This window comes from Streptomyces sp. NPDC050658, assembly GCF_044457025.1.
Lineage (GTDB): Bacteria > Actinomycetota > Actinomycetes > Streptomycetales > Streptomycetaceae > Streptomyces.
The window spans coordinates 1,510,925-1,534,913 of record NZ_JBITGM010000001.1 but is presented as its reverse complement, the minus strand read 5'-3'; the positions used below and the strand labels follow the sequence as shown (position 1 = coordinate 1,534,913).

The 23,989-nt window shown below is 71.7% G+C and carries 13 protein-coding genes; 8 read left to right on the top strand and 5 right to left on the bottom strand.

Annotation, left to right across the window (positions count from 1 at the left end):
• Positions 1-78 precede the first annotated feature (78 nt).
• Together ACIBKX_RS06810 and ACIBKX_RS06805 are read right to left on the bottom strand one after the other, a co-directional pair.
• The gene (locus ACIBKX_RS06810) at positions 79-1,608 is read right to left on the bottom strand and encodes a hypothetical protein (protein ID WP_363276727.1); all 1,530 of its coding nucleotides are present in this window, start codon (positions 1,606-1,608) and stop codon (positions 79-81) included.
• Positions 1,605-5,081 (bottom strand): CDP-glycerol glycerophosphotransferase family protein, encoded by a 3,477-nt coding sequence (locus ACIBKX_RS06805; RefSeq protein ID WP_363276728.1) that lies wholly within the window; start codon positions 5,079-5,081, stop codon positions 1,605-1,607. Before ACIBKX_RS06805 ends, ACIBKX_RS06810 begins: the two co-directional genes overlap by 4 nt.
• A gap of 224 nt (positions 5,082-5,305) precedes the next feature.
• On the opposite strand from ACIBKX_RS06805, the gene ACIBKX_RS06800 reads away from it, so the two are divergent.
• The gene (locus ACIBKX_RS06800) at positions 5,306-7,438 is read left to right on the top strand and encodes a bifunctional glycosyltransferase family 2 protein/CDP-glycerol:glycerophosphate glycerophosphotransferase (protein ID WP_363276729.1); all 2,133 of its coding nucleotides are present in this window, start codon (positions 5,306-5,308) and stop codon (positions 7,436-7,438) included.
• Between the two features lie 24 nt (positions 7,439-7,462).
• Entirely contained in the window at positions 7,463-8,308 is an 846-nt protein-coding gene (locus ACIBKX_RS06795; RefSeq protein ID WP_363276730.1) for an aminoglycoside phosphotransferase family protein, read from the top strand.
• A gap of 1 nt (position 8,309) precedes the next feature.
• Here the strand turns inward: ACIBKX_RS06795 and ACIBKX_RS06790 are convergent, their stop codons facing one another.
• Together ACIBKX_RS06790 and ACIBKX_RS06785 are read right to left on the bottom strand one after the other, a co-directional pair.
• The gene (locus ACIBKX_RS06790) at positions 8,310-11,168 is read right to left on the bottom strand and encodes a stealth conserved region 3 domain-containing protein (protein WP_363276731.1); all 2,859 of its coding nucleotides are present in this window, start codon (positions 11,166-11,168) and stop codon (positions 8,310-8,312) included.
• Entirely contained in the window at positions 11,165-12,190 is a 1,026-nt protein-coding gene (locus tag ACIBKX_RS06785; RefSeq protein ID WP_363276732.1) for a hypothetical protein, read from the bottom strand. The genes ACIBKX_RS06790 and ACIBKX_RS06785 overlap by 4 nt, the downstream gene beginning before the upstream one ends.
• A 154-nt stretch (positions 12,191-12,344) precedes the next feature.
• Here ACIBKX_RS06785 and ACIBKX_RS06780 point away from each other — a divergent pair, with 154 nt between their 5' ends.
• The 6 genes from ACIBKX_RS06780 (at position 12,345) to ACIBKX_RS06755 (ending at position 22,995) form a co-directional block, all read left to right on the top strand.
• Positions 12,345-13,583 carry an acyltransferase gene (locus tag ACIBKX_RS06780; protein ID WP_363276733.1) on the top strand — a complete coding sequence of 413 codons (1,239 nt, stop codon included), beginning with the start codon at positions 12,345-12,347 and terminating at the stop codon, positions 13,581-13,583.
• A gap of 59 nt (positions 13,584-13,642) precedes the next feature.
• Positions 13,643-14,383: a methyltransferase domain-containing protein gene (locus ACIBKX_RS06775; protein WP_363276734.1), complete on the top strand. Its 741-nt coding sequence runs from the start codon at positions 13,643-13,645 to the stop codon at positions 14,381-14,383.
• 55 nt (positions 14,384-14,438) lie between these two features.
• The gene (locus tag ACIBKX_RS06770) at positions 14,439-15,263 is read left to right on the top strand and encodes a TylF/MycF/NovP-related O-methyltransferase (RefSeq protein WP_399375656.1); all 825 of its coding nucleotides are present in this window, start codon (positions 14,439-14,441) and stop codon (positions 15,261-15,263) included.
• A 219-nt stretch (positions 15,264-15,482) separates the two neighbouring features.
• Positions 15,483-18,968, top strand: coding sequence for a CDP-glycerol glycerophosphotransferase family protein (locus ACIBKX_RS06765; RefSeq protein WP_363276735.1), 3,486 nt, complete (start codon positions 15,483-15,485; stop codon positions 18,966-18,968).
• Positions 18,965-21,814 carry a CDP-glycerol glycerophosphotransferase family protein gene (locus tag ACIBKX_RS06760; RefSeq protein ID WP_363276736.1) on the top strand — a complete coding sequence of 950 codons (2,850 nt, stop codon included), beginning with the start codon at positions 18,965-18,967 and terminating at the stop codon, positions 21,812-21,814. The genes ACIBKX_RS06765 and ACIBKX_RS06760 overlap by 4 nt, the downstream gene beginning before the upstream one ends.
• The gene (locus tag ACIBKX_RS06755) at positions 21,811-22,995 is read left to right on the top strand and encodes a glycosyltransferase (protein ID WP_363276737.1); all 1,185 of its coding nucleotides are present in this window, start codon (positions 21,811-21,813) and stop codon (positions 22,993-22,995) included. Before ACIBKX_RS06760 ends, ACIBKX_RS06755 begins: the two co-directional genes overlap by 4 nt.
• Positions 22,996-23,076: 81 nt before the next feature.
• Here the strand turns inward: ACIBKX_RS06755 and ACIBKX_RS06750 are convergent, their stop codons facing one another.
• Positions 23,077-23,982 (bottom strand): class I SAM-dependent methyltransferase, encoded by a 906-nt coding sequence (locus ACIBKX_RS06750; protein WP_363276738.1) that lies wholly within the window; start codon positions 23,980-23,982, stop codon positions 23,077-23,079.
• Positions 23,983-23,989: the final 7 nt, after the last annotated feature.

Genomic DNA, 23,989 nt, shown 5'->3' with positions numbered 1-23,989 from the left:
AAATAGTAGAGGTTGCCGGTAATTATCGGATAAGGGGGGCGTCTCTGGTCGGTCGGGCTCTTTTCTGGGCGACTCGCCCTATCCGGACACCCGCGCAAGAACCTCGCCGGTCTGCGCGCCCCACGCCACCACCACCGCCTCGGGGGGCAGCTTCTGGTCCTTCGAGAGCAGCAGCCAGCGGACGTGGTGGCGGCGGACGACGGCCTCGCGGTCGGCGCGGGTCGACTCCGGGGCGAGGTAGTCGCGTACTTCCTGGCGGCGGTGGTTGCGTTCGTCCTCGTCGAGCGCGGGGTCCGGCCAGGCCGGGGCGACGAGATTGGCCCCGTACGCGGGGATCGTGCGGGTGGGGCCGTAACCGTCGGTGAGGACGACGTCGCCCTTGCGCATATGGCTCGCCGCCCAGGCGTAGCTGGGCCAGCGCGGGGGCTGGTCGAAGCCGATGGGGTCGAGGGTGCGGGGGACGACCGCGCCCGCCTGGATCTGGAAGAAGCCGACGCAGGCGCCGAGGGCCGTCGCTCCCGCGAGGGCGGCGCGGCGGGCGCCCCACGGCCGTGGGGCGGCCAGTTCGACGGCGAGGGCGAACTGGAGGGGGACGAGGGCGAGGCCGAGGATGCGGCCGTAGGTGTAGTGGCCGCTGAGCCAGCCGTACGCGACGACCGCGCACTCCAGGGCGAACATCAGGACCAGGGGGTCCCAGCGGTTTCGGCGCCAGCGGAGCCAGAGGGCGGGCAGGCCGAGGAACGCCAGCCAGAAGCGCTGGGGCATCTCCGTGTAGAGCTGCCGGTGGATCCAGTCGACGGAGGTGTCGCCCGCGAGGGAGAACACGGAGTAGTAGGGCCAGGCCGCGGCCAGTACCGCCGCGGCCAGCGCGGTGACCGCCCAGCCGATCAGCGCGGAGGGCCGCCGGAACCGCAGACTCGGCAGCGCGAACGCCACCACCCCGATCACTGCCGCGACCGAGGAGATCGGATGGACGAGCAGGATCACTCCGCACAGGGCGCCGAGCCCGGCGTACGCCCCGAGCCCGCCGCGCCCCGCGGCCGGCGAGCCCGCCCACGCCCAGGCCCAGAACGCGAGCCCGATCGCGAACGTCGACGGATACGCCAGATTCCCCGTCATCGACATCAGCCCGAGGTACCCGCTCCACCACGCCATCCGCGTGCCCCACAGCACCACCATCGCGAACAGCGCGAGCACCGGAGCCCATTGGCGAGGCGTCAGGACCTTCACGAACCGCCCGATGCCGGTAAGCAGCACCAGCAGATTCAGCGGCCCCGCCAGCTTCACGACCTCCCAGCCCGCGAGCCCCGTCAGCCTGGCGAAGACGCCCTGCGCCACCGCGTACGGCGAGTAGTACGGGCTGCCCGCGCCCGGCAGGTCCGCCATCGGATGCCGGGGGTGCAGCAGATCCGCCTTGAGCCGCTCCACGACCGCCGCGTGCTGGCCGAAGTCGCAGCACATCGGCACCCGCCAGAAGGCCAGCGACATGATCAGCCAGAACAGCCCGCCGAAGACCACATACGGGCTCGGCCGCCAGCGCCTGCCGCCGTACAGGGCCGTCGCGCCGCTCAGCCGCCGGCGGGGGCGGACCTCCGTCGTGGCCGTCATCGCATGAGCCTCTCCGCGACACGGGCGGCGGCCCGGCCGTCGTCGAGGTCGCAGTAGGCCTCGCGGAACGCCGCGTACGCGTCCGCGTGCCGGGCCGTGATGGCGTCCAGGTCGCGCAGCGCCTCGACGACCTCCGCGGTGGAGGCGAGCAGCGGTCCCGGCGCGCTGGTCTCGAAGTCGAGGTAGAAGCCGCGGACCGTGTCGCGGTAGTGCTCCAGGTCGTAGGCGTGGAACAGCATCGGGCGGCCCGTGTGCGCGAAGTCGAACATCAGGGAGGAGTAGTCCGTGACCAACACGTCCGAGACGAGCAGGAGTTCGGCGGTCCGCGGGTAGGACGACACATCGCGTACGAAGGGTGCCCGGGCCCCCGTCAGCCGGCCCGCCGTCAGCGGATGCTTCCGTACGAGAAGGACGTGGTCGTCGCCGAGCACGTCCCGCGCCGCGCGCAGGTCGAGCGCGGGCTCGTGCCGGAACCGGCCGGGGGCGCAGGCGAGATGGTCCCGGTAGGTCGGCGCGTACAACACGATCCGCTTGTCCGGATCGATGCCGAGATCGCGCCGGACGCGCTCGGCGGTCTTGTCGCGGTCCTCGGCGAACAGGACGTCGTTGCGCGGCGAACCCGCCTCCAGGATCTCCCCCTCGTACGCGAGCGCGCGGCCCAGATGCGGGGTCGAGAAGCGGTTGGGGGAGACGAGGACGTCCCACTGGCGGGAGAGCGCGGGCAGCGCGTCGAGGTGGCCGTGGTCGGCGTAGAGCGTGTCGGTCAGATCGGTGCCGATGCGCTTGAGGGGCGCGCCGTTCCAGGTCTGCACGACGGTCTGGCCGTCCCTGCGCTCGAAGAAGTCCGGCAGATGGCCCGCCGTCACGATGCGGCGGCAGCGGGCGAGCGCCTCGTACCAGGCCGCGCTGTGCTCCTCGACGCCGGTCGCCCCGAGCGGAACGCGGGTCTGCTGGTCGTGCGTCACCCAGAGGTGCTCGACGCCGGCCCCGCGCCGCACCAGCTCCTCGTGGACCGCGCGGGGCGAGTCCCCGTCGAAGTAGAGGACCGCGTCCCGCAGGCCTTGGGCGCGCTGCCGGGGATAGTGCCCCGTGCGCAGCCGGTGCTGCCGGTAGGCGCCGCGTTCGGCGCGGTCTAGCACCGACCCGGCCTCGACGAGCAGCCGGTCGCCGAAGCGACGGTCGACGGTGAACTCCCGCCCCTCGACGGTCCGATGGAGCGGGAAGGCGGCGGAGACGGAGGCGAGGAGCCGCACCGGCATGCCGTCCTCGGCGTGTGCGTCGCCGTGTGTGCCGGCCGCCTCCCGGAGGAACGCGTACCACCTCCCCTCCCGGAGCGCCCCGCCGCCGGGTGCCACCGTCGCCAGGAACCGCCCGGCGGCGCGTTCCACCGGCACCGTCAGCTCCTCTTCGCGGCCGCTGTGCCGAAGGACCAGTTCGGCCTCGCCCCAGCTGGCGTCGGTGAGCGTGCCCTCGACGGTCAGCGTGCCGTCCGCGCGCCAGGCGATCCGGTCGGCGATGGGCTGCCGGGAGAGCTCGATGACCAGCTGTCCCTGGTCGTTGGAGGAGGCGCACAGCTCGCGGCCGGGGCGCGAGGCGTATCGCCCCGGCGGCAGGGCGAGCGCCGCGGCGAGGGACTTCAACTTGCCGTCCGGGAGCACCAGGTTGGCCTGCCAGCGGTCGCCGTGCGGGGGCTCGACCTCCTTGGGGGCGAGGTGCGGGGTGGGCGCGACGCCCTCCAGGTCGGCGAGGCGGACGCGTACGTCGAATTGGTCGTCGCCAAAGAGCGTGACCGGGTAGTCGAACTCCGTGGCGGAGTGCTTGTGCGTCAGGCGCAGGGCTGTGGGCCGCAGTCGGCTCGGCAGCCGGCCGCTGAGGACCATGTCGTCCCCGTCCTGCCGATGGGCGTCGACGCGTGCCACGTACTCCTGGATCCGCAGCACCAGCCGCCCCTTGCTGAAGCGGAGCACGAGCCGCAGCCCGTCGCCCAGTTCCCGCAGGACGGACTGGGCGGCCGACCCGTCGAGCGGACGCACGGCGGCCCGCCGCACGGAGCCGTGGCCCGCGACGACCACGCCGAGCAGCCAGTTGCCGGGCCGCCACTTGCCGCCGGTCTTCAACTGCTCGGGGTCGATGGTCAGCTCGAAGCCGGAGAGGTCGTAGCAGTGCAGCTGCTGCCGGGAGTTCTCGGTGGCCTGCGGCGCGGCGACGGTCCGCGTGGCGACCTTCCTGAACTGCCCTTTGCTGTGGGCCGACTTGAGGATCGCGGCCTTGACGGAGTGCCCGGGCCGGGTCGCCTCCAGGTTGCGCACATACGCGTACCCGCTGATCCGCAGCAGCCCGTCGTCGCCCCAACTCGCCTCCCGCACCCGCGAGATGACCGGCAACTCGCGCCGCCCGAGCCGGGAAAGCTCCTGCGGCACCCGGATGTGCCCACCCGAGCTCTTGGGATACACGGCACTGCGCCGCAGCGTGCCCCGGACCTGGAAGGCGGTGTTGCCGTTGCGCTGCTCGAAGGTGAGCAGCTCGATGAGGTCCTCGACGCGCCCTTCGCGTACGAGATGCCACTTCACGCGCAGCGCGACGGGCAGCCCCGAGATGACGCCCGGATCGGCGCGGCGCACGAACGCCGCGGCGTCCTTCATGAAGGCGGCGCGGTACTCGGGCCCGCCCATGGGCAGCCCCTCCAGGAAGTACACGAAGTCGTCGCGCAGGCAGGAGACGTCGTACGTCCTGCGCATCTCGGGGTCGTGCTCGGCGAGGAACCGGCTCACATGCGCGCAGGCGGCGATGCGGTCGCGCACGCCCTTGACGTCGGTGCGCCGCCGCGTGATGGACCCTTCGCGCACCCGCCAGTAGTAGACATGGTCGCTGAGCACGTCCACCGACCCGGCGAGGAAGTGCGCGGGAATCATGACGGGGGTGTCCTCGTACAACTTCCCCTCGGGGAAGGTGAAGCCGTGCCGGTCCCAGAAGGCCCGCCTGAAGACCTTGTTCCAGGCGACGCGGTCGGCGAGCAGCTCCAGATCGCGGCTGATGTGGGTCCGCGAGCGCGGCTCGGTGAGCCATTTGTACTGCCAGGCCTGCTGCCGCCCCCGCTCGTTGAGCCGCCAGACGTTGCCGCTCGCGAAATCGGAGCCGGTGGAGTCCAGACTGGCGGTCATCCGGGCGTAGGCGTCGTGCGGCACGACGTCGTCGCTGTCGACGAAGGCCAGGTATTCGGCGGTCGGAGTCGCGTGCCGCACGCCGGTGTTGCGGGCGGCGCTGAGCCCAGCGTTCGGCTGGCGCACATAGACGAACCGCGGATCCTTCGCCGCGAACTCGCGCGCGATCCGCGGGCTGCCGTCCGTGGAGCCGTCGTCGACGAGTACGGCTTCCAGATCGGCCATGGTCTGCCCGGCGATGGACTCCAGGCACTCCTCGAGGAACTCTTCGACGTTGTAGATGGGCACGACGACGCTGAGACGGGGCTGCACGGCGACCGGCCTTTCGTACGCTCCCGGTCAGGGGAGTGTTCATACGCTCCCGATCAGGGAGGCTGCGAATCAGGGGGCTGCGAATCAGGGAGGCTGCGAATCATGGGAATACGGGCGTATTCATCCCCTTTGCCCCCTCCGGTCAATTTCTTTGCCTCGGTTCACCCTGATGAGTGAGGAAGGGTCTTCGACAGGCCGTATCCGACTGGCTACCGTCGGTGCGCATGACGCGCTTCTCGGTAGTCGTCCCCGCCCATCGAGTCCAGGGCTACCTGCGGGAATGCCTGGACTCCGTGCTCGGCCAGAGCTTCGCCGACCTGGAACTGATCGTCGTGGACGACGCGTCGCCGGACGCCTCCGCCGCGATCGCCGCGCAGTGTGCGGAGCGCGACCCGCGCGCGCAACTCGTCCGCGCCCCCGCGCAGGCGGGCCCGGGCCCGGCCCGCAACATCGGCGCGGACCGCGCGACGGGCGACTACCTGCTCTTCCTGGACGGCGACGACGTACTCCTGCCGGGCGCGCTGGAGTCGATCGCCGCTGCCCTGGGTGACGCGGACGACCCGGACGTACTCCTGCTCGCCCACGACCGGATCGACTGGTGGGAGAACGTGCGGGGCGGCGGCGACGACCTGGCCGGGGACCCCCTCGCGGTGACGGTGGCGGCCTGGAACCGCGTCTTGCGCCGGGTTTTCTGGCAGCGGCACCGACTGGCGTTCGGCGACGGCCCGTACGAGGACGTGATCCCCGTCCACCGCGCGACCCTCGCGCCGGGTGCCCGCATCGCGGCCCTGGACGAACAGCCGTGCGTGCGCTGGCGCGAGCGCCGGGCCGGCAGCTTCGCGAAGTCGCCGGGCCGGGAGCATTTCGCGGTCGTGGGGCGGTACGAGGAGCTGCTGGCGGCGGCGGACGGGGCGGACCGCGCGCGGCTGCTGCCGCGGGCGGCGGCGCACTTTCTCTCGGTGCTGGAGGATCCTGGCCGCATTGCGCGGGCTGATCGCCGGGAGTTCTTTGGGACGGCGGCGCGGTTGTGCCGGACGTACGCGGCGGGGTCAGGGTCGGGTACGGGTACGAGTGCCGGTCTGGGCGCCGGCGCCGACGCGGGCGAGAAGGCCTTGGCGGCCCTGGCGGCATCGTCCTACGCCGCATATGAGACGCACCGCAGGCGGGAGTCGCACCGCGAGGACATCACGCGCCGCCTCACCCGGCAGAAGAAGAGGCTCAGGGCGCGTGTGATGCGGGTCAGTTACGGCGCGGACCTGCGCCGCCCGCTGGATCCCCAACTGGCGGTGTACGGCGCGTACTGGAACCGCGGGGTCTCCTGCAACCCGGCGGCGATCTACACCAAGGCGCGCGAACTGGCCCCCGAGATCCGGGGCGTCTGGGTGGTCTCCGGCCGGAACAGACACCGGGTGCCGCAGGGCGTCGAGTACGTCATCGAGGGCTCGCGGCGCTACTGGCAGGCGATGGCGAGAGCGACGTACCTGATCAACAACTCCAGCTTCCCGGGCGGCTTCACGAAACGCCCGGGCCAGATCTACCTCCAGACGCACCACGGCACCCCCCTCAAGAAGATGGGCCTGGACCAGCGCCGCTACCCGGCGGGCACGCACGGCATCAGCTTCCAGAAGGTCCTGGACCACACCGACCAGTGGGACTACAGCCTCTCCGCGAACCCGCACTCCACGGAGGTCTGGGAGCGGGTGTACCCGTCGGTGTCGTACGAGGCGCTGGAAGTGGGCTATCCGCGCAATGACGCGTACTTCGGGGTGCAGCTGGAGGCGGAAGCGGCCCGCATCCGCGGCGAGCTGGGAGTACCGGAGGACCGAAAGGCCCTCCTCTACGCCCCCACGCACCGCGACTACCGGAAGGGTTTCCTGCCCCGCCTGGACCTGGAGCGCTTCGTGCGCTCGCTGGGCCCCGAGTACGTCGTCCTGGTGCGGGCCCACTACTTCTACGGCGCGGACGCGGGCCTGCGGGCGCACCCCCAGCTGGTCGACGTCACCGCCCACGCCCGCGTGGAGGACCTCTGCCTGGCCGCGGACGCCCTGATCACCGACTATTCGTCCCTGATGTTCGACTACGCGTGCCTGGACCGCCCGATCGTGACGTACGCCCCCGACTGGCAGGCATACAGCCTGGCCCGAGGCACCTACTTCGACCTGCTCTCGGGCCGTCCGGGGGAGACGCCGGGGGCGGTGGCGAGGGACGAGGAGGAACTGACGGAGGTTTTCCGGGGCGGGAGTTGGGACTCCGGGGAGTCGGATGTGCTGCGGGCGGCCTTCCGTGAGCGGTTCTGTCCGTACGACGATGGGGGCGCGGCGGAGCGGGTGGTGCGGAGGATGTTTCTGGGGCTGTGAGGGGCTGGGAGGGGCTGCTGAACGATGGAGACTTCAGAACTGCGGCGTGCGGTGGCGGCGGCGATGGCGACGGCGTCAGCGCTCGGCCTGCCGGCGGACGACGTGACGGTCCTCCACAACTCGAACAAGCTGACGCTGAGGCTGCGGCCGTGTGACGTAGTGGCGAGAGTCGCCCCGGCCCCGGTAGTGCCTGGGGCCGTCGCGCAGCTGGCCTCCGAGGTGGATCTGGCGCAGAGTCTGGCCGAAGCGGGCTGTCCGGTGGCGGCGCTGGACCCCAGGGCGGGAGCGCGGGTCCACGAGCAAGGGGGCTACGCGATGACGCTGTGGACGTATTACGACCCACAGCCGCCGCCCCACCACCTCAGCCCGCCCGAATACGCCACAGCCCTCGGCGGCCTGCACGCAGGAATGCGCCAACTGGCCACCCCCACACCGCACTTCACGGACCGGGTGGAGCAGGCACAACGCCTGGTGGCGAACCACGACCGCACGCCGGCCCTGACGGATCCGGACCGGAACCTTCTCGCCGAAACGCTGCGAGACCTGCGCCGGACGATCACCGGGCGCGGCGCGACCGAACAACTGCTGCACGGCGAACCACACCCGGGCAACATACTCAGCACGCACACCGGCCTCCGCTTCGTGGACCTGGAGACCTGCTGCCGAGGCCCCATCGAATTCGACCTGGCCCACGCACCTGAGGGGGTCGGCGAGCACTACCCCGCCACCGTCGACCAGCCCCTCCTACGGGACTGCCGACGCCTGGTCCTGGCAATGATCACAACATGGCGCTGGAACCGCGACGACGAGTACCCGGAGGGCCGCAGGCTGGCGAGGGAGTGGCTGGCGGAGCTTCGAGAGGGCTGCTGACTCAACGCTCATAAGGCGACCGCACCGGAAAGTAGGCCGTCAGGAAGGCGCGGATCGTCAGGGCCATTTCCTCCTCCGACACATCGCTGTCCGGGGATTCGCCGATGCAGAACGCCGTCTTGTTGCGGGTCTGGAGGAGTTGGCCCAGGCGGTGGTGGTCGTCGCGGCGGCCGATGTCCACGAAGTCGTAGGCGATGGAGCCCGGCACGGAGCGGCCCGTGAGGTAGGCGTAGTGGTGGTGCAGGGATGAGACCAGGGACAGGTCCGTGGTGGAGCGGAAGCGGCTGCGGGATGTGGCGTCCAGTTCGGGCGCGAAACGTTCCGTGAGTTCCGCAAGGACGCTGCGGCGCAGGGCGTACGGCGCGTGGAAGAAGCTGTGGGTCGGGGTGCGGCCGCCGAACTCCCGTTGCAGCAGGGCGCGGTTGTTCTTCGCCGCCGCCAGGTAGCCCTCGTCGTCCGGTGCCACCGGCAGTGCCGGTACCGACGCCGACGACCAGAAGAAGCGGGCCGTGCCCGAGCTGAGGAAGAAGGTGTCCGGCGTGGTGGGGCGGCCCAGGAACATGTCGTCGTTGAAGTAGAGGAAGTGCTCCGACAGGCCCTCGATGCGGTGCAGTTGGCTCTCGATCGCGTGGGAGTTGAAGGTGGGGAGGGCCGTCTCCGGGTCCGCGAACAGCGTTTTGTGGTCGATCAGGGTTACGTTCGGGTGGTCCGTGTTCAGCCACTGTGGCGTCTGACCCGCCGTCACCAGGTAGATGTGCCGCACCCACGGGGCGTACATCGCCAACGAGCGCAGAGAATAGCGGAGTTCGTCTCGGTTGCGGAAGCGGACCGGGCCGTGGTCCGGCGACCCGGCGTCGTCGCGGTCGCCGTCGCCGCCGTCTCCCAGCGCCGCCGCCCGGCTCGCCCGCCATGCCGGGTCGGAGTCGTCGACCCAGGTGTAGACCGCGTCGACCGGGAAGTCGATGTCGTTGATGAGGAGTCGGGTGAAGATGTCCGGGGTCGGGTACGTTCTGTTCCCGACCCGGAGGGTCGCCGTCGCGGTCAGTGACGGTAGTTCCGTCCCCGCGAGCGTCGTGCCGAACGGGGCGCGGCGGGCCTCCGGCTCGGCCGCCGTCCCCCTTCCGTCAGCCGCCGCCCGTGACCAGAACGCCACCGTGCAGGCCTGGCCCACCCCGTGCCGCAGGGAGAGGGTCGTGGTGGTCACCGGCTTGAAGAGTCTGACGCCCGCCACCTCGCCCACCCGGTCAAGGCGTTCGGCCAGTACCACTCCGGGGGCCGCGTCCCGGGGGTTCACCAGCTCGGCGTACACGGGCTGGCCGTGCAGGGACTCGGCGAGTGCCTTCAGTGCGCCGTCCCGTTCGTCGTCCGCCACGGCGAGCGTGTGCGCCGTGCCCGCGGTGCGGACCAGGACGTAGGGGATGTCGCCCGCCTCGAGCGCCGTGGCGGCGAGGGAGAGGTTCCAGTCGGTCATGGCCGGCGCGAGCACGTCGTCGCGCCGCTCGGCCAGGCGGCCCACCGAGCGGATGAGGAGGCCGTCCGTGTCGGCGGCGGCGATCTCGTCCTCGCGGGCCCGCTCATCGGCATTGGGAGCGGCGTCCAGGGTGTACGGCGTGGTCGGGCGGAAGCCGCTGCCGCCGGATGCGACGCCGAGCGCCACCCGGTCCGCGCGGTCGCGCAGCCGCTCGGGGGCGTCGCGCCGGGCCACCAGCCTGGAGTACAGCTCCTGCCAGCGTGCGGTGACGTCCGCCGAGGAGAAGCGGGCGTAGACGCCTTCGCGTGCCGCACGGGCGTAGCTGCGGCGCGTCTCCGGGTCTCCCATCAACTCGGCCATTGCCGCTGCCAGTTCGCCCACCTCGCCGGGTGGGACCAGCAGGCCGTCCACGCGGTGCCTGACGATCTCCGCGGGGCCGGTCAGGACGTCGTACGCGACAACCGGCACCCCTGCGGCGAGCGCCTCCAGCAGGACCAGCGGGAACGCCTCGTTGTGTCCGGCGGTCATCAGCGTGAGGCCCGCCTTGGCCCACTCGGCGGCCATGTCCCGGCAGGGGCCGAGGAGTTCGACACGGTCCTGGAGGCCGAAGCCGTCGACCAGACGGCGCAGGCTCTGCCCGCGGTGGCCGTCGCCGAAGATCCGCAGGGTCCAGTCCGGATAGGCCTCGGCCAGCTCGGCGAAGGCGCGGATCGCGTGGTCGACGCGCTTCTCGCCGGTGAGCCGCGCCGCCATGACGATGACCTTGCTCTCCCCGTCGGCGCGCGGCCGGAAGCCGTCGGGTACGGCGTTCGGGATGACCGCGAGCTCGGGGGCGGTGGCGCCGAGGGACTCCGCGATCCAGTCCCGGGTGCGGTCGGTGAGGGTGACCAGGGCGTCCAGGCGCGGCGCGTGCAGCAGCAGGGGTTCGCCGGAGGGGCCGCGGCGCTGGGTGGGGCGGTGCTCCTGGTGCACGGTGACGACGCGGGCGGGGACCAGCTCGACGGCCGCCGCCATCAGGGCGGGCGTGGTGGTGACCAGGACGTCCGTGTCCAGGGTGGCCAGGGCGGCGGACATCTCGATGTCGGAGAGCCGGTCGAAGGCGGACTCCCAGGCCGGTTTGATCAGTTCGCTCGGCAGCGCGGCCAGCGTCCGGCACGCCGCGTCGTCGATGCGTGAACCGCGTACCGGACGCTCGGGGGAGACCGTGCGGTCCACCAGATAGCGGACGGGGAGGCTGCGGGCCTCGGGGAAGAACGGCTCGGGGCGGGTCCGGAAGACGGAGACGACCTCGACGTCGTGCCGGTCGGCGAGGTGCTGCGCCTGGGTGTAGGTGGCCAGCTCGGTGCCGCCCATCTCGTCGCCCCAGCCGAGGAGGTACGTGATCTTCATGAGGTCGTCTCCCGAGTGAGGTCCCTTGTTTCCGCAATTGATTCCGCACTTGCTTCTGCACTTGCTTCCGCACTTGTTTCCGCGTGCGTGATGTCCCAGCAAGTCACCGCGAACGCACCCGACTTGGTGAAGTGCGCGTGCGCCCGGATCAGGGCGCCGCCCGGCAGGGCGAAGACACGGAAGGGCGTGGGGCAGGCGGCGGGGTCGCGTACGTCCCGGAGCCAGCGGCCCAGAGGGAGCGGGGCGCCGCCGCCGGCCGCCGTCTCCTCCTCGATGTGGAAGTCCCACACCCACTGGCCGGGTCCCGCGGCGGCCATCTCCGCGAGCGGCAGCCGGAAGCTGAAGTCCGCGCCTTCCCAGAGGGCGCCGACGGGGACGGTCACGCCGTCGCGGCGCCGCACGGCACGGGCCCGCCGACGCCGTCCGGCGGGGGCCATGACGAGACGGCCGTGCACGGTGATGCCGTCGCCCCGGGGTACGAAGCGGAGGAGTTCGGCACGGGGGCGGGAGCGGGTCACCTGGAGTACCGCGCGGCCGGTGCGGCAGCGGACGACGCGGATGAGGGTGCCGGTGCGGGGGTTGGGGGCGTGCGGCACGGTGGGGGTCGGGGGCGGGGTGGTGTCCGCGGGCGCCGCGAAGCCGTGGCGGCGGGTGCGGCCGTGGGTGTCCGTGGTGATGAGGGTGAGGCGCCAGACGCCTTCGGTGAGGCGGGGGGTGCCTTCTTCTTCGCGTACGTCTTCGAGTGCGTCGCGCAGTGTCGTCGTACCCGTGAGGAGGGGGCCCTCGGAGGTGAGGGGCACCTTGTAGCGGCGGTGGGCGCGGGAGATGAGGAGGTGGGCGCGGGTGATGTTCGCGTCGCTGTGGGGGGTGGGGATGGGGATGGCGAGGTTGAGGGTGCGGCTGTCCCGGAGCGAGAGGTGAACGGGCGGGGGGAGCAGCTCTGTCCGGCCGTTGGCGCGGCCCGCCGTGGCTCGCTCCACTCGGAAGCGGGTGCTTCGGGCGGTGGCTCGGATGCGGTGCATTGTGCCACTTTGCCCGGTGTTCACTCCGGGGCTCGGCGTGGCGGGGTGTGGGTCACTCGGCTGGCGCAGGGGGTGTGACGGGGACTGGGGTGCGTGGGATAGGCCCCTAATGATCATTTCCCGTACGCGGCTTCGGATGTTGCCGCCGCTTCGTGTGCCCCTTGCCCTGAAGCCCGCTCCATCGCTCACTCGGCAACGGGGGCTGTGCCCACCCGTTCCGCCCTGCGGAACGCCTGCCCACTGCAAAGGCGACGGGGATGGGGGCGCGCGGGACATCGCTCCCCGCGTCGACTCCCTGACCGGGCTGCGGTTCCTCGCCGCCCTCGCCGTCTTCGTCCATCACTTCACCGGCATCAGCTCCCACGGCGGTGTCGCGCACGCGCCCCTCCTCTTTCCCTACTCGACCATGGGTGTGCACGGCGTCGGGTTCTTCTTTGTGCTCTCCGGGTTTCTGCTCACCTGGGGGCATCGGCCCGGTACCCGTGCCGGGCTCTTCTACTGGCGGCGGATCGGGCGCATCGGGCCCGCGCACATCGCCGCCGCCGTGCCCTGCGTCTGGGTCTTCTACCTCTGGGGCGGCATCCCCACCGACGACTTCAGCTTTCTCGCCTCGGTGTTCCTCGTGCAGACCTGGTTCCCCGGAGTGACGCCGACACTGCCGGGCAATCCGGTCTCCTGGACCCTCGGCGTCGAAGCCTTCTTCTATCTGCTGTTCCCCTTCCTGATCCGCTTCGCCCTGCGGCCCCGCACCCGCACCCTCGCCCTCCTCGCCTGCGCCGGGCTCGCGGCGATGTGGGCGGTCAACTGGTGGGCCGCCACGCACCTCTCGCCCTTCGCCACCGAGTGGATCATGCGGCATCCGATCACCCGGCTCCCCGAGTTCGGCGCCGGAATGGTCTGCGCGCTCGCCCTGCGCCGGGGCCACCGGCTGCGGATCAACCCGCCCGCCGTCGCCCTCGCCTTCGTCGCGTACGCCGTCGTCTACTGCCACCGCGAGACGGTCGACGGACCCGGACCCGGTCAACTCGACTGGACCGTACGCCCGTTGGTCGGCGCCTTCGCCGCCCTCCTCATCACCGCCTACGTCCAGCGCGAGCTGGCCGGCCGCCGGGGCTGGCTCTGCTCGCGCCCCATGGTGCGGCTCGGGCTCTGGTCGTACGCCTTCTATCTGCTGCACCAGACCCTCAACCGGCTGTACGTCGACACCTGGGGACAGCCGCAACCGGCCAACTCCGCGCTGTTCACGCTGATCGGTGTCGCCGCCGTGGTGACCGCGCTGTCCTGGGCGATGTTCACGTACGTCGAGGAACCGGCGAGGAAGTGGTGGGCCCGGCACACGCCCCGCGCCCTGACCGTCAAGCGGACGGCGGCTCAGGCCAGTTGGCGGGCGTGACCGTTTGGGGTGATACGCGTTACCCGTACCGCCCATGTTGTCCGCGTGTTGGAGGAGCCGTGCACCAGTCCGCCTACGAACAGATGGAACTCTGCGTCGAGCAGTACATGCCCAAGGGGCGGCGTCACCGCGTCGTCGATCTCGGCGCCCGTGTCTCCGACGGGCAGACCCGCACGCACAAGGCCCTTCTGGAGGGGCGCGACACGGAATACGTCGGCGTGGACGTGCTCGACGGTCGCAATGTCGACCGGGTGATGACCAAGCCGTACCGCATCCCCGTGAAGTCCCGCAGCGCCGACTTCGTCATCTCCGGACAGGCCTTCGAACACATCCCCTTCTTCTGGGCGACGATGCTGGACATCGCCCGCATCCTGAAGCCGAACGGCATCGCCTTCGTGACCGCCCCCTCGCGCGGCCATGTGCACGACGCGCAGGACTGCTGGCGCTACTACCCGGACGGATACCGTGCCCTCGCCGCCTACACCCGGCTCGAACTCCGCGAGGCGTATACGGACTTCCCGCCGATGAAGGGCATCCGGCACGCCTACGGAAGCATCGACGCCAAGCACGCCTACTGGGGCGACTCCGTGGGTGTCTTCCAGCGGCCCGCGCGGTATCCCCGGCTGACCATGGCCTTCGTGCGCGGCACCACCAAGTGGTGGGCGAACCGGGTCGGCGGTGTCGACGGCGTCCCGCTGCCGGAGCCCGTCGCGGGGCGCGCGCAGTGCGGCAGGCCGAAGGTGGTGGCCCAGCGCGCGACGGACGAAGCGCCTGTAACGGCATCAAGTGAGGCCGGTTAACCCCAGGTTGACGAAAAGTGACATCACGGATGAGTCACGCGTACCGTCCGATCCCATGGCATGGCGACGCGCAGTGAACGGCGCTCTCAAGCAACTGACCGGATATCAGCTGACCCGCAACCCCCTGCCGGGCCAGCGCGCGACGGTGCCCGGAGCGCCGAAGCCCGCCCCGGCGCCCAAGGCCGCCGCGAAGCCGAAGGGGCTCAATCTCCCGGCGGACTACGACGACGAGGCGAAGGACATCATCCGTGCGGTGAAGCCGTACACGATGACCTCTCCCGAACGTCTCAACGCCTTCATCCTGGCGACCCGGCACGTCGTACGGCACGACATCCCCGGCGACATCGTCGAATGCGGCGTGTGGCGCGGCGGTTCGATGCAGGCCTGCGCGAAGACGCTGCTCTCCGTCGGTGAGACCGACCGCGACCTGTACCTCTTCGACACGTACGAGGGCATGACCCCGCCCACCGAGGAGGACCTGCGGCGGGACGGCAAGTCCGCCGAGGAGCTGCTCAAGGTGCAGGGCAAGGACCGGCCGATCTGGGCGGTCGCCTCCCTGGACGACGTCAAGTCCGGGTTCGCGAAGGTCCCGTACCCCGAGGAGCGGGTGCACTACGTCCAGGGAAAGGTCGAGGAGACCGTCCCGCAGCGCGCCCCCGAGCAGATCTCGATCCTGCGCCTGGACACCGACTGGTACGCCTCCACGAAGCATGAACTGGAGCACCTCTACTCCCGGTTGGTCAGCGGCGGCGTCCTGCTCATCGACGACTACGGCTACTGGCAGGGGTCGCGGCAGGCGGTCGACGAGTTCCTCGACAAGACCGGCGAGCGGCTGCTCCTGCTGCGCATGGACGAGGGGCGGATCGCCGTCAAACCCTGAGGCGCAGGCCCTGAGCGTCAAACCCCGAAGGCTCCCCGCACCTTGACCGAGCCCCGCGTCCGACAGCCCCGTGGCAGCCGTCGGACGCGGGGCTCGTCGCGCGATCACCCGAATGGCTCTGTGCGGGTGACCCGCGACGGCGGCTGTTGTTAACCAGTAGGTCCCCCGCAGGACGCGCAGCCGTGCCCGACAGTTCTCCGGAAGGAATGTGCGCAGCGCATGACACCCCGACTCGCCGTCGTCGTCCCCGTCCACAACGTCGAGGAGTTCCTCGGCGCCTGCCTACGGTCACTGGCCGAGCAGACCATGCCGGACCTCGAAGTCGTCATGGTCAACGACGGTTCCACCGACGGGAGTCCGCGCATCGCCCGCGAGTTCGCCGCACGGGACGGCAGATTCAGGCTGGTCGAGCAGGAGAACGCGGGGCTCGGCGCGGCCCGCAACGCGGGGGTGCGGGAGGCACGGGGCGCGCACCTCGCGTTCGTGGACAGCGACGACGTCGTGCCGCCCGACGCGTACGAGCGGATGCTCGCGGCGCTCGACGCCTCCGGCTCCGACTTCGTCACCGGCAACGTCCACCGGCTGCGGGCCGACGGGGTCAGCGAGCAGTCGCCGATGTTCCGCAAGATGACGGAGAAGGAGCGGACCGGTACGCACGTCACCCGCGACTGGGGGCTGCTCGGCGACCGCATCGCCTGCAACAAGGTCTTCCGCAGGGACTTCTGGGACCGGCATGCCTTCGCCTTCCCGGAGGGCGTGCTCTTCGAGGACACGCCCGTCATCGTCCCCGCCCACTTCCTGGCCGGCTCCGTCGACGTACTCAAGGATCCCGTCTATCTGTGGCGCGACCGCGACGGCTCCATCACCAACCGCCGCGCCAAGCCGCGCGCCGTCCGCGACCGCACCGCCGCCGTCCTGACCGCGAGCGGCTTCCTGGCGGAGAAGGCGGCCGGGGCGCCGGACGCGGAGATCTGGGACGAGGCCAAGCGGCGGTACGACAAGACCGTGCTCGCCGGGGACCTGTGGCTGTTCATGGAGGCGCTCGCGCACGGCGACGCCGAGTACCGCGAGGTGTTCTGCGAGCAGGCCAACGCGTTCGCCGACACCGTCGACCGGGCGGTCCTGGACGGGCTTCCGCTCGCCCTGCGCGTCAAGTGGCGGCTCATCCGCCAGCGCCGCGTCGACGATCTGCTGACCTTCATGGCGTACGAGAAGGCCAACCCGGGAGCCTTCCGCGTCCGGGGCCTGCGCGCACGCCGGGCCGACTTCCCCGGCATCGAGGGGCTGCCCCGCGAGACGGTCGCCCTCAAGCGCTCCGACCTGCCGCTCACCGCACGGCTGACGCACGCCGCGTGGGACGACGAGGGCCGGCTGCGGCTCAAGGGCTTCGCCTACATCCGCAATCTGCCGGCCGGACGGATCGGGGCGCGGGCCAGGGTGGCGTGGCTGCGGGCCGGGCGGCGGCGGGTGCTGCCGCTGAAGCTGCGCACCGTGCGGGCGCGCGAGGCGACGTACCGCTCCAAGCAGGGGCTGCACAACTACGACCGGTCCGGGTTCGAGACGGTCGTCGACCCGCGCAGAACCGTCGGCAAGCGGCGCAGCACCACCTGGAACGTCGAGATGGGCGTGGTCAGCGGTGGACTTCCGCGCACCGGACCGGTGCGGATGAGCGGGCTTCCGGCGCTTCCCGTGCGGTATCTGGAGGAGTTCCTGCGGGTGGCCGTCACGACGAGCGGGGGGCGGCTGCGGCTGCGCACCGAACGCGTCGCGGCGCGGCTGCTCGCGCACGAGGGCTGCGGCGGCGCGGTGCGGCTGCACGGGCGGCTGGCGCCCGGCGAGTCCCGTGGCATCGACTCCGTACGCGTCGAGAACTGGTACACCAAGGACGCCCTCGACGTGCCGGCCCTGGTCAACGGCCGGGACTTCAGCGTGGACGTGCCGCTCGCCCTCTTCCTGCCGGGGGTGGACGAGCGCACCGGCGAACCCCGCAAGGCCGACCCGTGGGGCGTCGCGCTGATCCGGGACGGCGGCGAGCCCACCCCGGTCGCCGCCGTCCCCGAAGTGGCGCCGGGGCGGTACGGGCTGCGGCCGGGGCGCGAACTCCTCGTCCTCGCCAACGCGTCGGGCAACCTGGAGCTGCGCGACCAGACCGTGCGACCCCTCGTCGACGGCGTGACCTGGGACGGCGAGCTGGTCCTCGAGGGCAGCCACCCCGCCGAGGGCACCCGGCCCGCCGAACTGGTCCTGGTGCACGGCGGCCACGGCGACGAGGCCGTGCTGCCCGTGCGGATCGACGGCGGGCGGTTCACGGCGGCGCTGCGCCCGGAGGCCGTCGAGGGGCCCGGCGGCACCCTGCCGCTGGCCGAGGGCCGCTGGAACCTCCACCTGCGCGAGCCCGGCGCGACGGACCCCGAGGAGTACACCCCGGTCTGCCTCGCCCCCGGCGCCCATCGTCAACTGCCCCCCGCACAGACCCTGTTCGGCCGCGAGATGACCTTGGAGCGGCACGCCCACGACGGGCTGCACATCCGGTCCGGGTCCGCGCTTCCGCTCGCCGACCGGGGCGCGCCGAGCCAGCGTCGGCTGCGCGAGCGCTACACCGCACACCGCGCCGAGCCGCTCCGGGACGCCGTCCTGTACTGCAGCTTCGACGGCCGGCAGTACTCGGACTCGCCCCGCGCGATCCACGAGGAGCTGCTCCGCAGGGGCGTCGGCGCGCAGCACCTGTGGGTGGTGCGCGACCAGCAGGTCGAGGTGCCCGGCAGCGCCACGCCCGTCGCGCTGTGGAGCGCCGAGTGGTACGAGGCCCTCGCCCGCTGCCGGCACATCGTCACCAACACCCAGCTGCCCGACTGGTTCGAGCGCGCCGAGGGGCAGTTCGTCGTACAGACCTGGCACGGAACCCCGCTCAAACGCATCGGCCGCGACCTCGCGGGCCACGCCTCAGGAGACCCCGCCTACATGGCGACGCTGCCCGCCCGCGCCGCCCAGTGGAGCGTGCTCGTGTCCCCGAACCGCTTCTCGACGCCCTTGCTGCGCGGCGCCTTCGGCCACACCGGCGAAGTCCTGGAGTGCGGCTACCCCCGCAACGACCTGCTGCACGCCCCCGACCGCGCGAAGGTCGCCGCCTCCGTACGCGAACGCCTCGACATCCCCGAGGGCAAGCGCGTCGTCCTGTACGCCCCGACCTGGCGCGAGAACCAGCCGAAGAAGGGCGGCCGGTACGGACTCGACCTCCAGCTCGATCTGCCGGCCGCCGAGCGCGCGATCGGCGACGACTCGGTGCTGCTCCTCCGCAGGCACTACCTCGTCGGCGGCACCGTCCCCGAGTCGGACTTCGTCCGCGACGTCACACGCCACCCGGATGTGAGCGAACTCCTGCTGATCAGCGACGTGTTGGTCACCGACTACTCGTCCCTGATGTTCGACTTCGCGCAGACCGGCCGCCCGATGCTTTTCCACACCTACGACCTCGACCACTACCGCGACACCCTGCGCGGCTTCTACTTCGACTTCGCGGCGCAGGCCCCGGGACCGCTGCTCACGACGGGCGACGAGGTGATCGCCGCGCTGCGCGACCCGGCGGCGGCCACCGCCGAATACACCGGCGCGTACGACAGATTCCGCGAGGTCTTCTGCGATCTGGACGACGGGCACGCCGCCGCCGGTGTCGCCGACGCGATGTTCCGGGGAGGCCGCGCATGAGCACGCCCGATCTGCACGACGTCAGCTGTGTCGTCGTCGGCGGCAAGGACCCGGCCGCGCTGCGGGGCTCCGTGCGGTCCGTCATCGGCCAGTCGATGGGGAGCGTCGAGGCCGTGGTCGTCGACCCAGGCACCGATGCGGCCGTCGGTGAGGCGGCAGCCGCGCTGGCCGCCGACCAGCCGCACCGCGTACGGCTGGTGCGGGCCGAAGGGGAGCTCTCCACAGGGGCGTTGCGCAATCTCGGCCTCGACGCCGCGCGCGGCCGGTACGTGATGGTGCTCGGCGAAGGCGAACGGCTCCAGCAGCAAGCCTGCCGAAACCTCTTCGAGGCCGGGCGCTCCAGCGGCGCCGACCTGGTGGCGGGCCGCTGGACGCGCCGTGGCGGCAAGAAGGAACGCGGGCCCGGCTGGCAGGCGGCGCTGCACCGCAGGACGCGGACCGTCGACGACCTGGGCGCCGACGCCCCCGAGCTGGTCGTCAGGGACTCCCTCGTCGCCGGGTTCTGTGTCCGCCGGGACGCGCTGGAGCGGGCGGGGCTGCGGTACGCGGAGGACCTCGACCACAGCGAGGTCCTCTTCGGCGTGCGGGCGGCGCTCGGTGTCGGCGCCATCACCCTCGTACCGAACCTGATCAGCACCCACCGCGCGCCGGCCGACCCCGCCCGCGAGACCCCGGCCCTCGCCGATGCCAACTCCCGTGTCGCCACGCACCTGTTGAGCCTCGGCCGGCTCGACCTCTGCGACCGGCGCGAACGGGCCTTCCTCGGCGACCATGTGCTGCCCTGCGCCCGCACGTTCCCCCGGCTCACCGCCGAGCGCCGCCACGAGACGGCCGCCGCGCTCGCCCCGCGTCTCGCGGGCCGCGCGGACGCACGCGCCCTGGACGAGCTGGCGCCGGTGGAGCGTGTCTGCGTACGGCTGCTCGCGGAGGGCGACACGGACGGCGTCCTGGCCGCCGCGTACGCCCTCGACCGGCCCGGCACGGTGGTCTCGGAGCTGACCGAGCGCGACGGGAAGGTGTACTGGCGGTCCGAAGGGGCCGAGGATCCGCGCGTACGTGAAGTCCTCGACGTCACGGAACTCGGCCACCAGCACCGGGAGTCGGCGGACCTGCGCCTCCTGAACCGGCTCACCCGCTGCGATGTCGAGGGCGCCGAAGCGGTCCTGGAGGGGCGTATCGCGCTGCCGGCCTGGCTGCTCCCGGAACGGCCGCGACTCACCGCCCGGCTCGACGTGCGGGCGCGCGGCACCGGGCGGCGGGGCTTTCGCGTACCCGTCGACGAGGTGCGCTACGACGGCGGCGCGATCGTATGGCGGGCCACCGTCGGCCTCACCGGCGGACTGCGGGACCTCGGCAGCGGGGAGCGCGTCTGGGAGCCCAGGCTCCAACTGACCGCTGACGGTGATGAGTTGTGCAATGAACTCGTCGTCGAGCGGGAGACGGTGAGTGGCGACGCCCGGGGAGTCACCGTCACCGGCAAGGGGAAGCTGGAGCTGCGTCTGCGGCCCCGTGGCCGTGCGGTCCGGCTGCTGCGGGCCGCGCTGCACTACGCCACCCACTTCCGCCCCGCCCGCAAGCTCAGGCTGCGGGTCCGGGGCCTGCGCAAGCGGCTCGACCGGCTGCGCGCACAGCCCTTCAAGCTGCGCGTCTACCGGCGGGTGCTGCGCCGCCTGCCCGTCAGCAAGGGCTCCGTGGTCTTCGAGAGCCATATGGGCAAGTGCTACGGAGACAGCCCGCGCGCCGTCCACCAGGAGATCCTCGACCGGGGTCTTCGGCTGCGCTGCACCTGGTCGTACGCCACGTCCGCCGACGGATTCCCCAAGTCGGCGCGGCTCGCCCGGCGTTGGTCCTGGCGCTACCTCTGGGCCCTTGCCCGCGCCGAGTTCTGGATCGACAACCAGGGCTTCCCGCACGCCCTGGAGAAGCCGCGCCACACCACGTATCTCCAGACCTGGCACGGATCCGCGTACAAACGCATGGGCTTCGACGAGGCACGGATCAAGACGCAGAACGCCCCGCAGCGGGCGCGGCTGCAACGGGCCGTCGACCGCTTCGACCACTTCCTGGTGCGCTCGGAACACGACGAGCGGACCCTCGCCCGCGCCTACGGCATCCCCGACGAACGGCTGCTGCGCTGCGGCTATCCGCGCAACGACCGGATCGTCGCCGCCCGCGCGCGGGACGAGAAGACGGGCCGCTTCCCGCGCCCGGCCGTCGCCGCCGCGCTCGGCATCCCCGACCACAAGACGGTCGTCCTGTACGCGCCGACCTTCCGGGGCCTGCCCAAGAACAACAGGGCGGTACGACTCCCGCTGGACGTACGGAAGTTCGCGGACCGGTTCGGCGACACGCATGTGCTGCTCGTGCGGGCCCACTACATGGAGGCGGCCGGCCTTCCGGTCTGCCCGCCCGGCACCGTCCTCGACGTGTCGGCCCAACATGACGTCAGCGAACTGCTCTGCCTCGCCGACGTCCTGGTCACCGACTACTCCTCGATCATGTTCGACTTCGCGCTCCTGGACCGTCCGCTGGTGCACTTCGCGCCGGACCTCGACGCGTACGTCGCCGAGCGGGGCAGCTATTTCTCGCTGCGGGACGACGCGGGCGGGCCCGTGGTCGAGTCCGAGGAGGAGCTGCTGCGGACCCTGGCCACGCTGAAGCAGACCGACGGGGCGTGGGCGGACGCCCGGCGGGCCTTCGCGGAACGGTTCGGCGCGTACGACGAGGGGCGGGCCGCGGCGGACGTGGTGGACGCCCTGTTCAGGGAGCGGTTCGGGAACGCCGACAAGCTCGGGAGCACCGGCAAGCTCGGGAACGCCGACGACAAGAAGGGGGCCGGCGCATGACCACCACGACCATGCCCACCACGACCCTGGCCACCGTGCGCAAGAGCCGCGATGTCTTCCTCATCGCCAACACCGTCGACGAACTCGGCGGAGTCACCGCCTGGGCCCACCAGATGGCCCGCCTCTTCCAGGACAACGGCCACCGGGTGCACGTCATCGGCGTACACGAAGCCGAGTTGAAGCTCGACCTGCCCGACGACCTCGGCTACCCCGTGACCAGCCTCTACCGCGAGCACCCGCCGACCCCGCGCCCCGTGCGGGGTACGGGCCGCCTGAACCTGGTGGCCTGGCGCAGGGAAGCCGTGCGCATCGCCGCCAAGAAGCGGACGGTCGACCGGCTCTCCGCGCTGTTCCGCGCCGCACGCCCCGGCGCCGTCGCCGTCGTCACGCAGGTCTGGCCGATGGAGTGGATCAGGGAGGCGGACACCGCGGGCCTGCGCATCATCGGCATGAGCCACGAGTCGTACGCCTACACCCGTGCCTGTCACCGCTACCGCGCCGTCAAGCGGAACTACCCCGCCGCCGACCGCTGGCTCGCGCTCACCCAGGAGGACGCCGACGACTGGATCGCCGACGGCATGCACAACGTCGGCGCGATGCCCAACGCCCTGGCCCACCTCCCCGAAGTGCCCTCGCGGCGCGAGGAGAAGGTGGTGTGCAGCATCGGCAGGCTCGCCGACCAGAAGGGCGTCGACATGCTCGTCGACACCTGGGCCCTGGTGGCCCCGCAGCGCCCCGACTGGACGCTGCGGATCTACGGCGCGGGCGCGGACGAGGCGGACCTCAGGCGGCAGTGCACGCGGCTCGGTCTCGACGGATCGGTGGAGTGGCTCGGCCGGACCTCCGACGTGCCGGGCGTGCTCGCGCGGAGCTCGGTCTTCGTGCAGTCCTCGCGCGGCGAGGGCTTCCCGCTGGCCCTGATGGAGGCGATGGCCTGCGCGGTGCCGTGCGCGGCCTTCGACTGCGCGCCCGGCGTACGGGAGATCGTCCGGCACGGCGAGGACGGACTGCTCGCCCCGGCAGGCGACATCGAGGCCCTCGCCGACCGGCTGCTGAGGCTCACCGGCAACCCCAGGCTGCGGGACGCGATGGGGGAGCGGGCGCGGAGGAACGTACAGCGGTTCTCCCAGGAACAGGTGCTGCGGCGGTGGGAGGAGCTGTTCGAGCTGCTGGAGAGGTGACGGGGGGAACGGCGAGGGGCCTGTCCCGGACGACACCGTCCGGGACAGGCCCCTCGCCTCGTTCTGCGCCGCTGACGGCCCTCAGGAACGCCCCGAGCGCGAGAGCAGCGAGGCGAACAGGCCCTTGGCGCGGCCGTTGCCCCCGGACTGCGGCGCGGGCTCCGGCGTCCGCTCGTCCAGGACCGGGATCTCGTCGGCGTGGCGGGAGACCGGCTGCTCCGGAGACTTCGCCTTCTTGCCGCTGATCCGGATCATCGGGAAGTCGGCGACCTCCTCCGCGCCGTGCCACATGTCGTCCCGCTCCTTCAGGAACGCGGCCAGGTCTGCGTGCAGGGAGTCGTAACTGCCCCAGGTCCCATAGAACTTGGTCGCCGTGATGCACAGCGGCTTCAGGCCCGTGTTCGCCACCGCGCCCCAGGTCGCCGCGGCCACTCCCGGACAGTGCTCGGCGCGGAAGTCGTCCAGGACGACGATGCCGTCCTCGCCGAGCACCTCGCGGGCGGCGGCGATGTCTGCGTGCACGTGCTCGTAGAGATGCGAGGCGTCGATGTGCACGAAGCGGCAGCTGTCGGGCTCGACGTGCGCGGTGATCCCGGACGACGGCTCCTGGACGATCTGCGGCAGATCGTCGTGGAAGGCGCGGTAGTTGGCCTCGAAGGCGCGGCGGGTGAGCGTCGAGCGGTAGGAGCGGCCCATCTCCGCGGAGTTGGCCTCGTCGGGCGCGGGCGAGTCGAACAGGTCGCAGACCGTGAAGGTCTCGGCCGCCCGCAGATACGTCCCCATGAAGATCGCGCTCTTGCCGAGATAGGCGCCCAGTTCGAGCAGGTCGCCCGCTTCGGAGCGGTCGGCCTGGCGGCTGAGGATCCAGTCGAAGAGCACCTGGTCGACCGGATGGAACCATCCCTTCACATCGGCGAGGCGGCGCGGCCGCGGCAGCTCGTCCGTGGCGTTGCCGGGCGCGGACGCTTGGGCTGTTGCTTGCTGCATGTCTGGT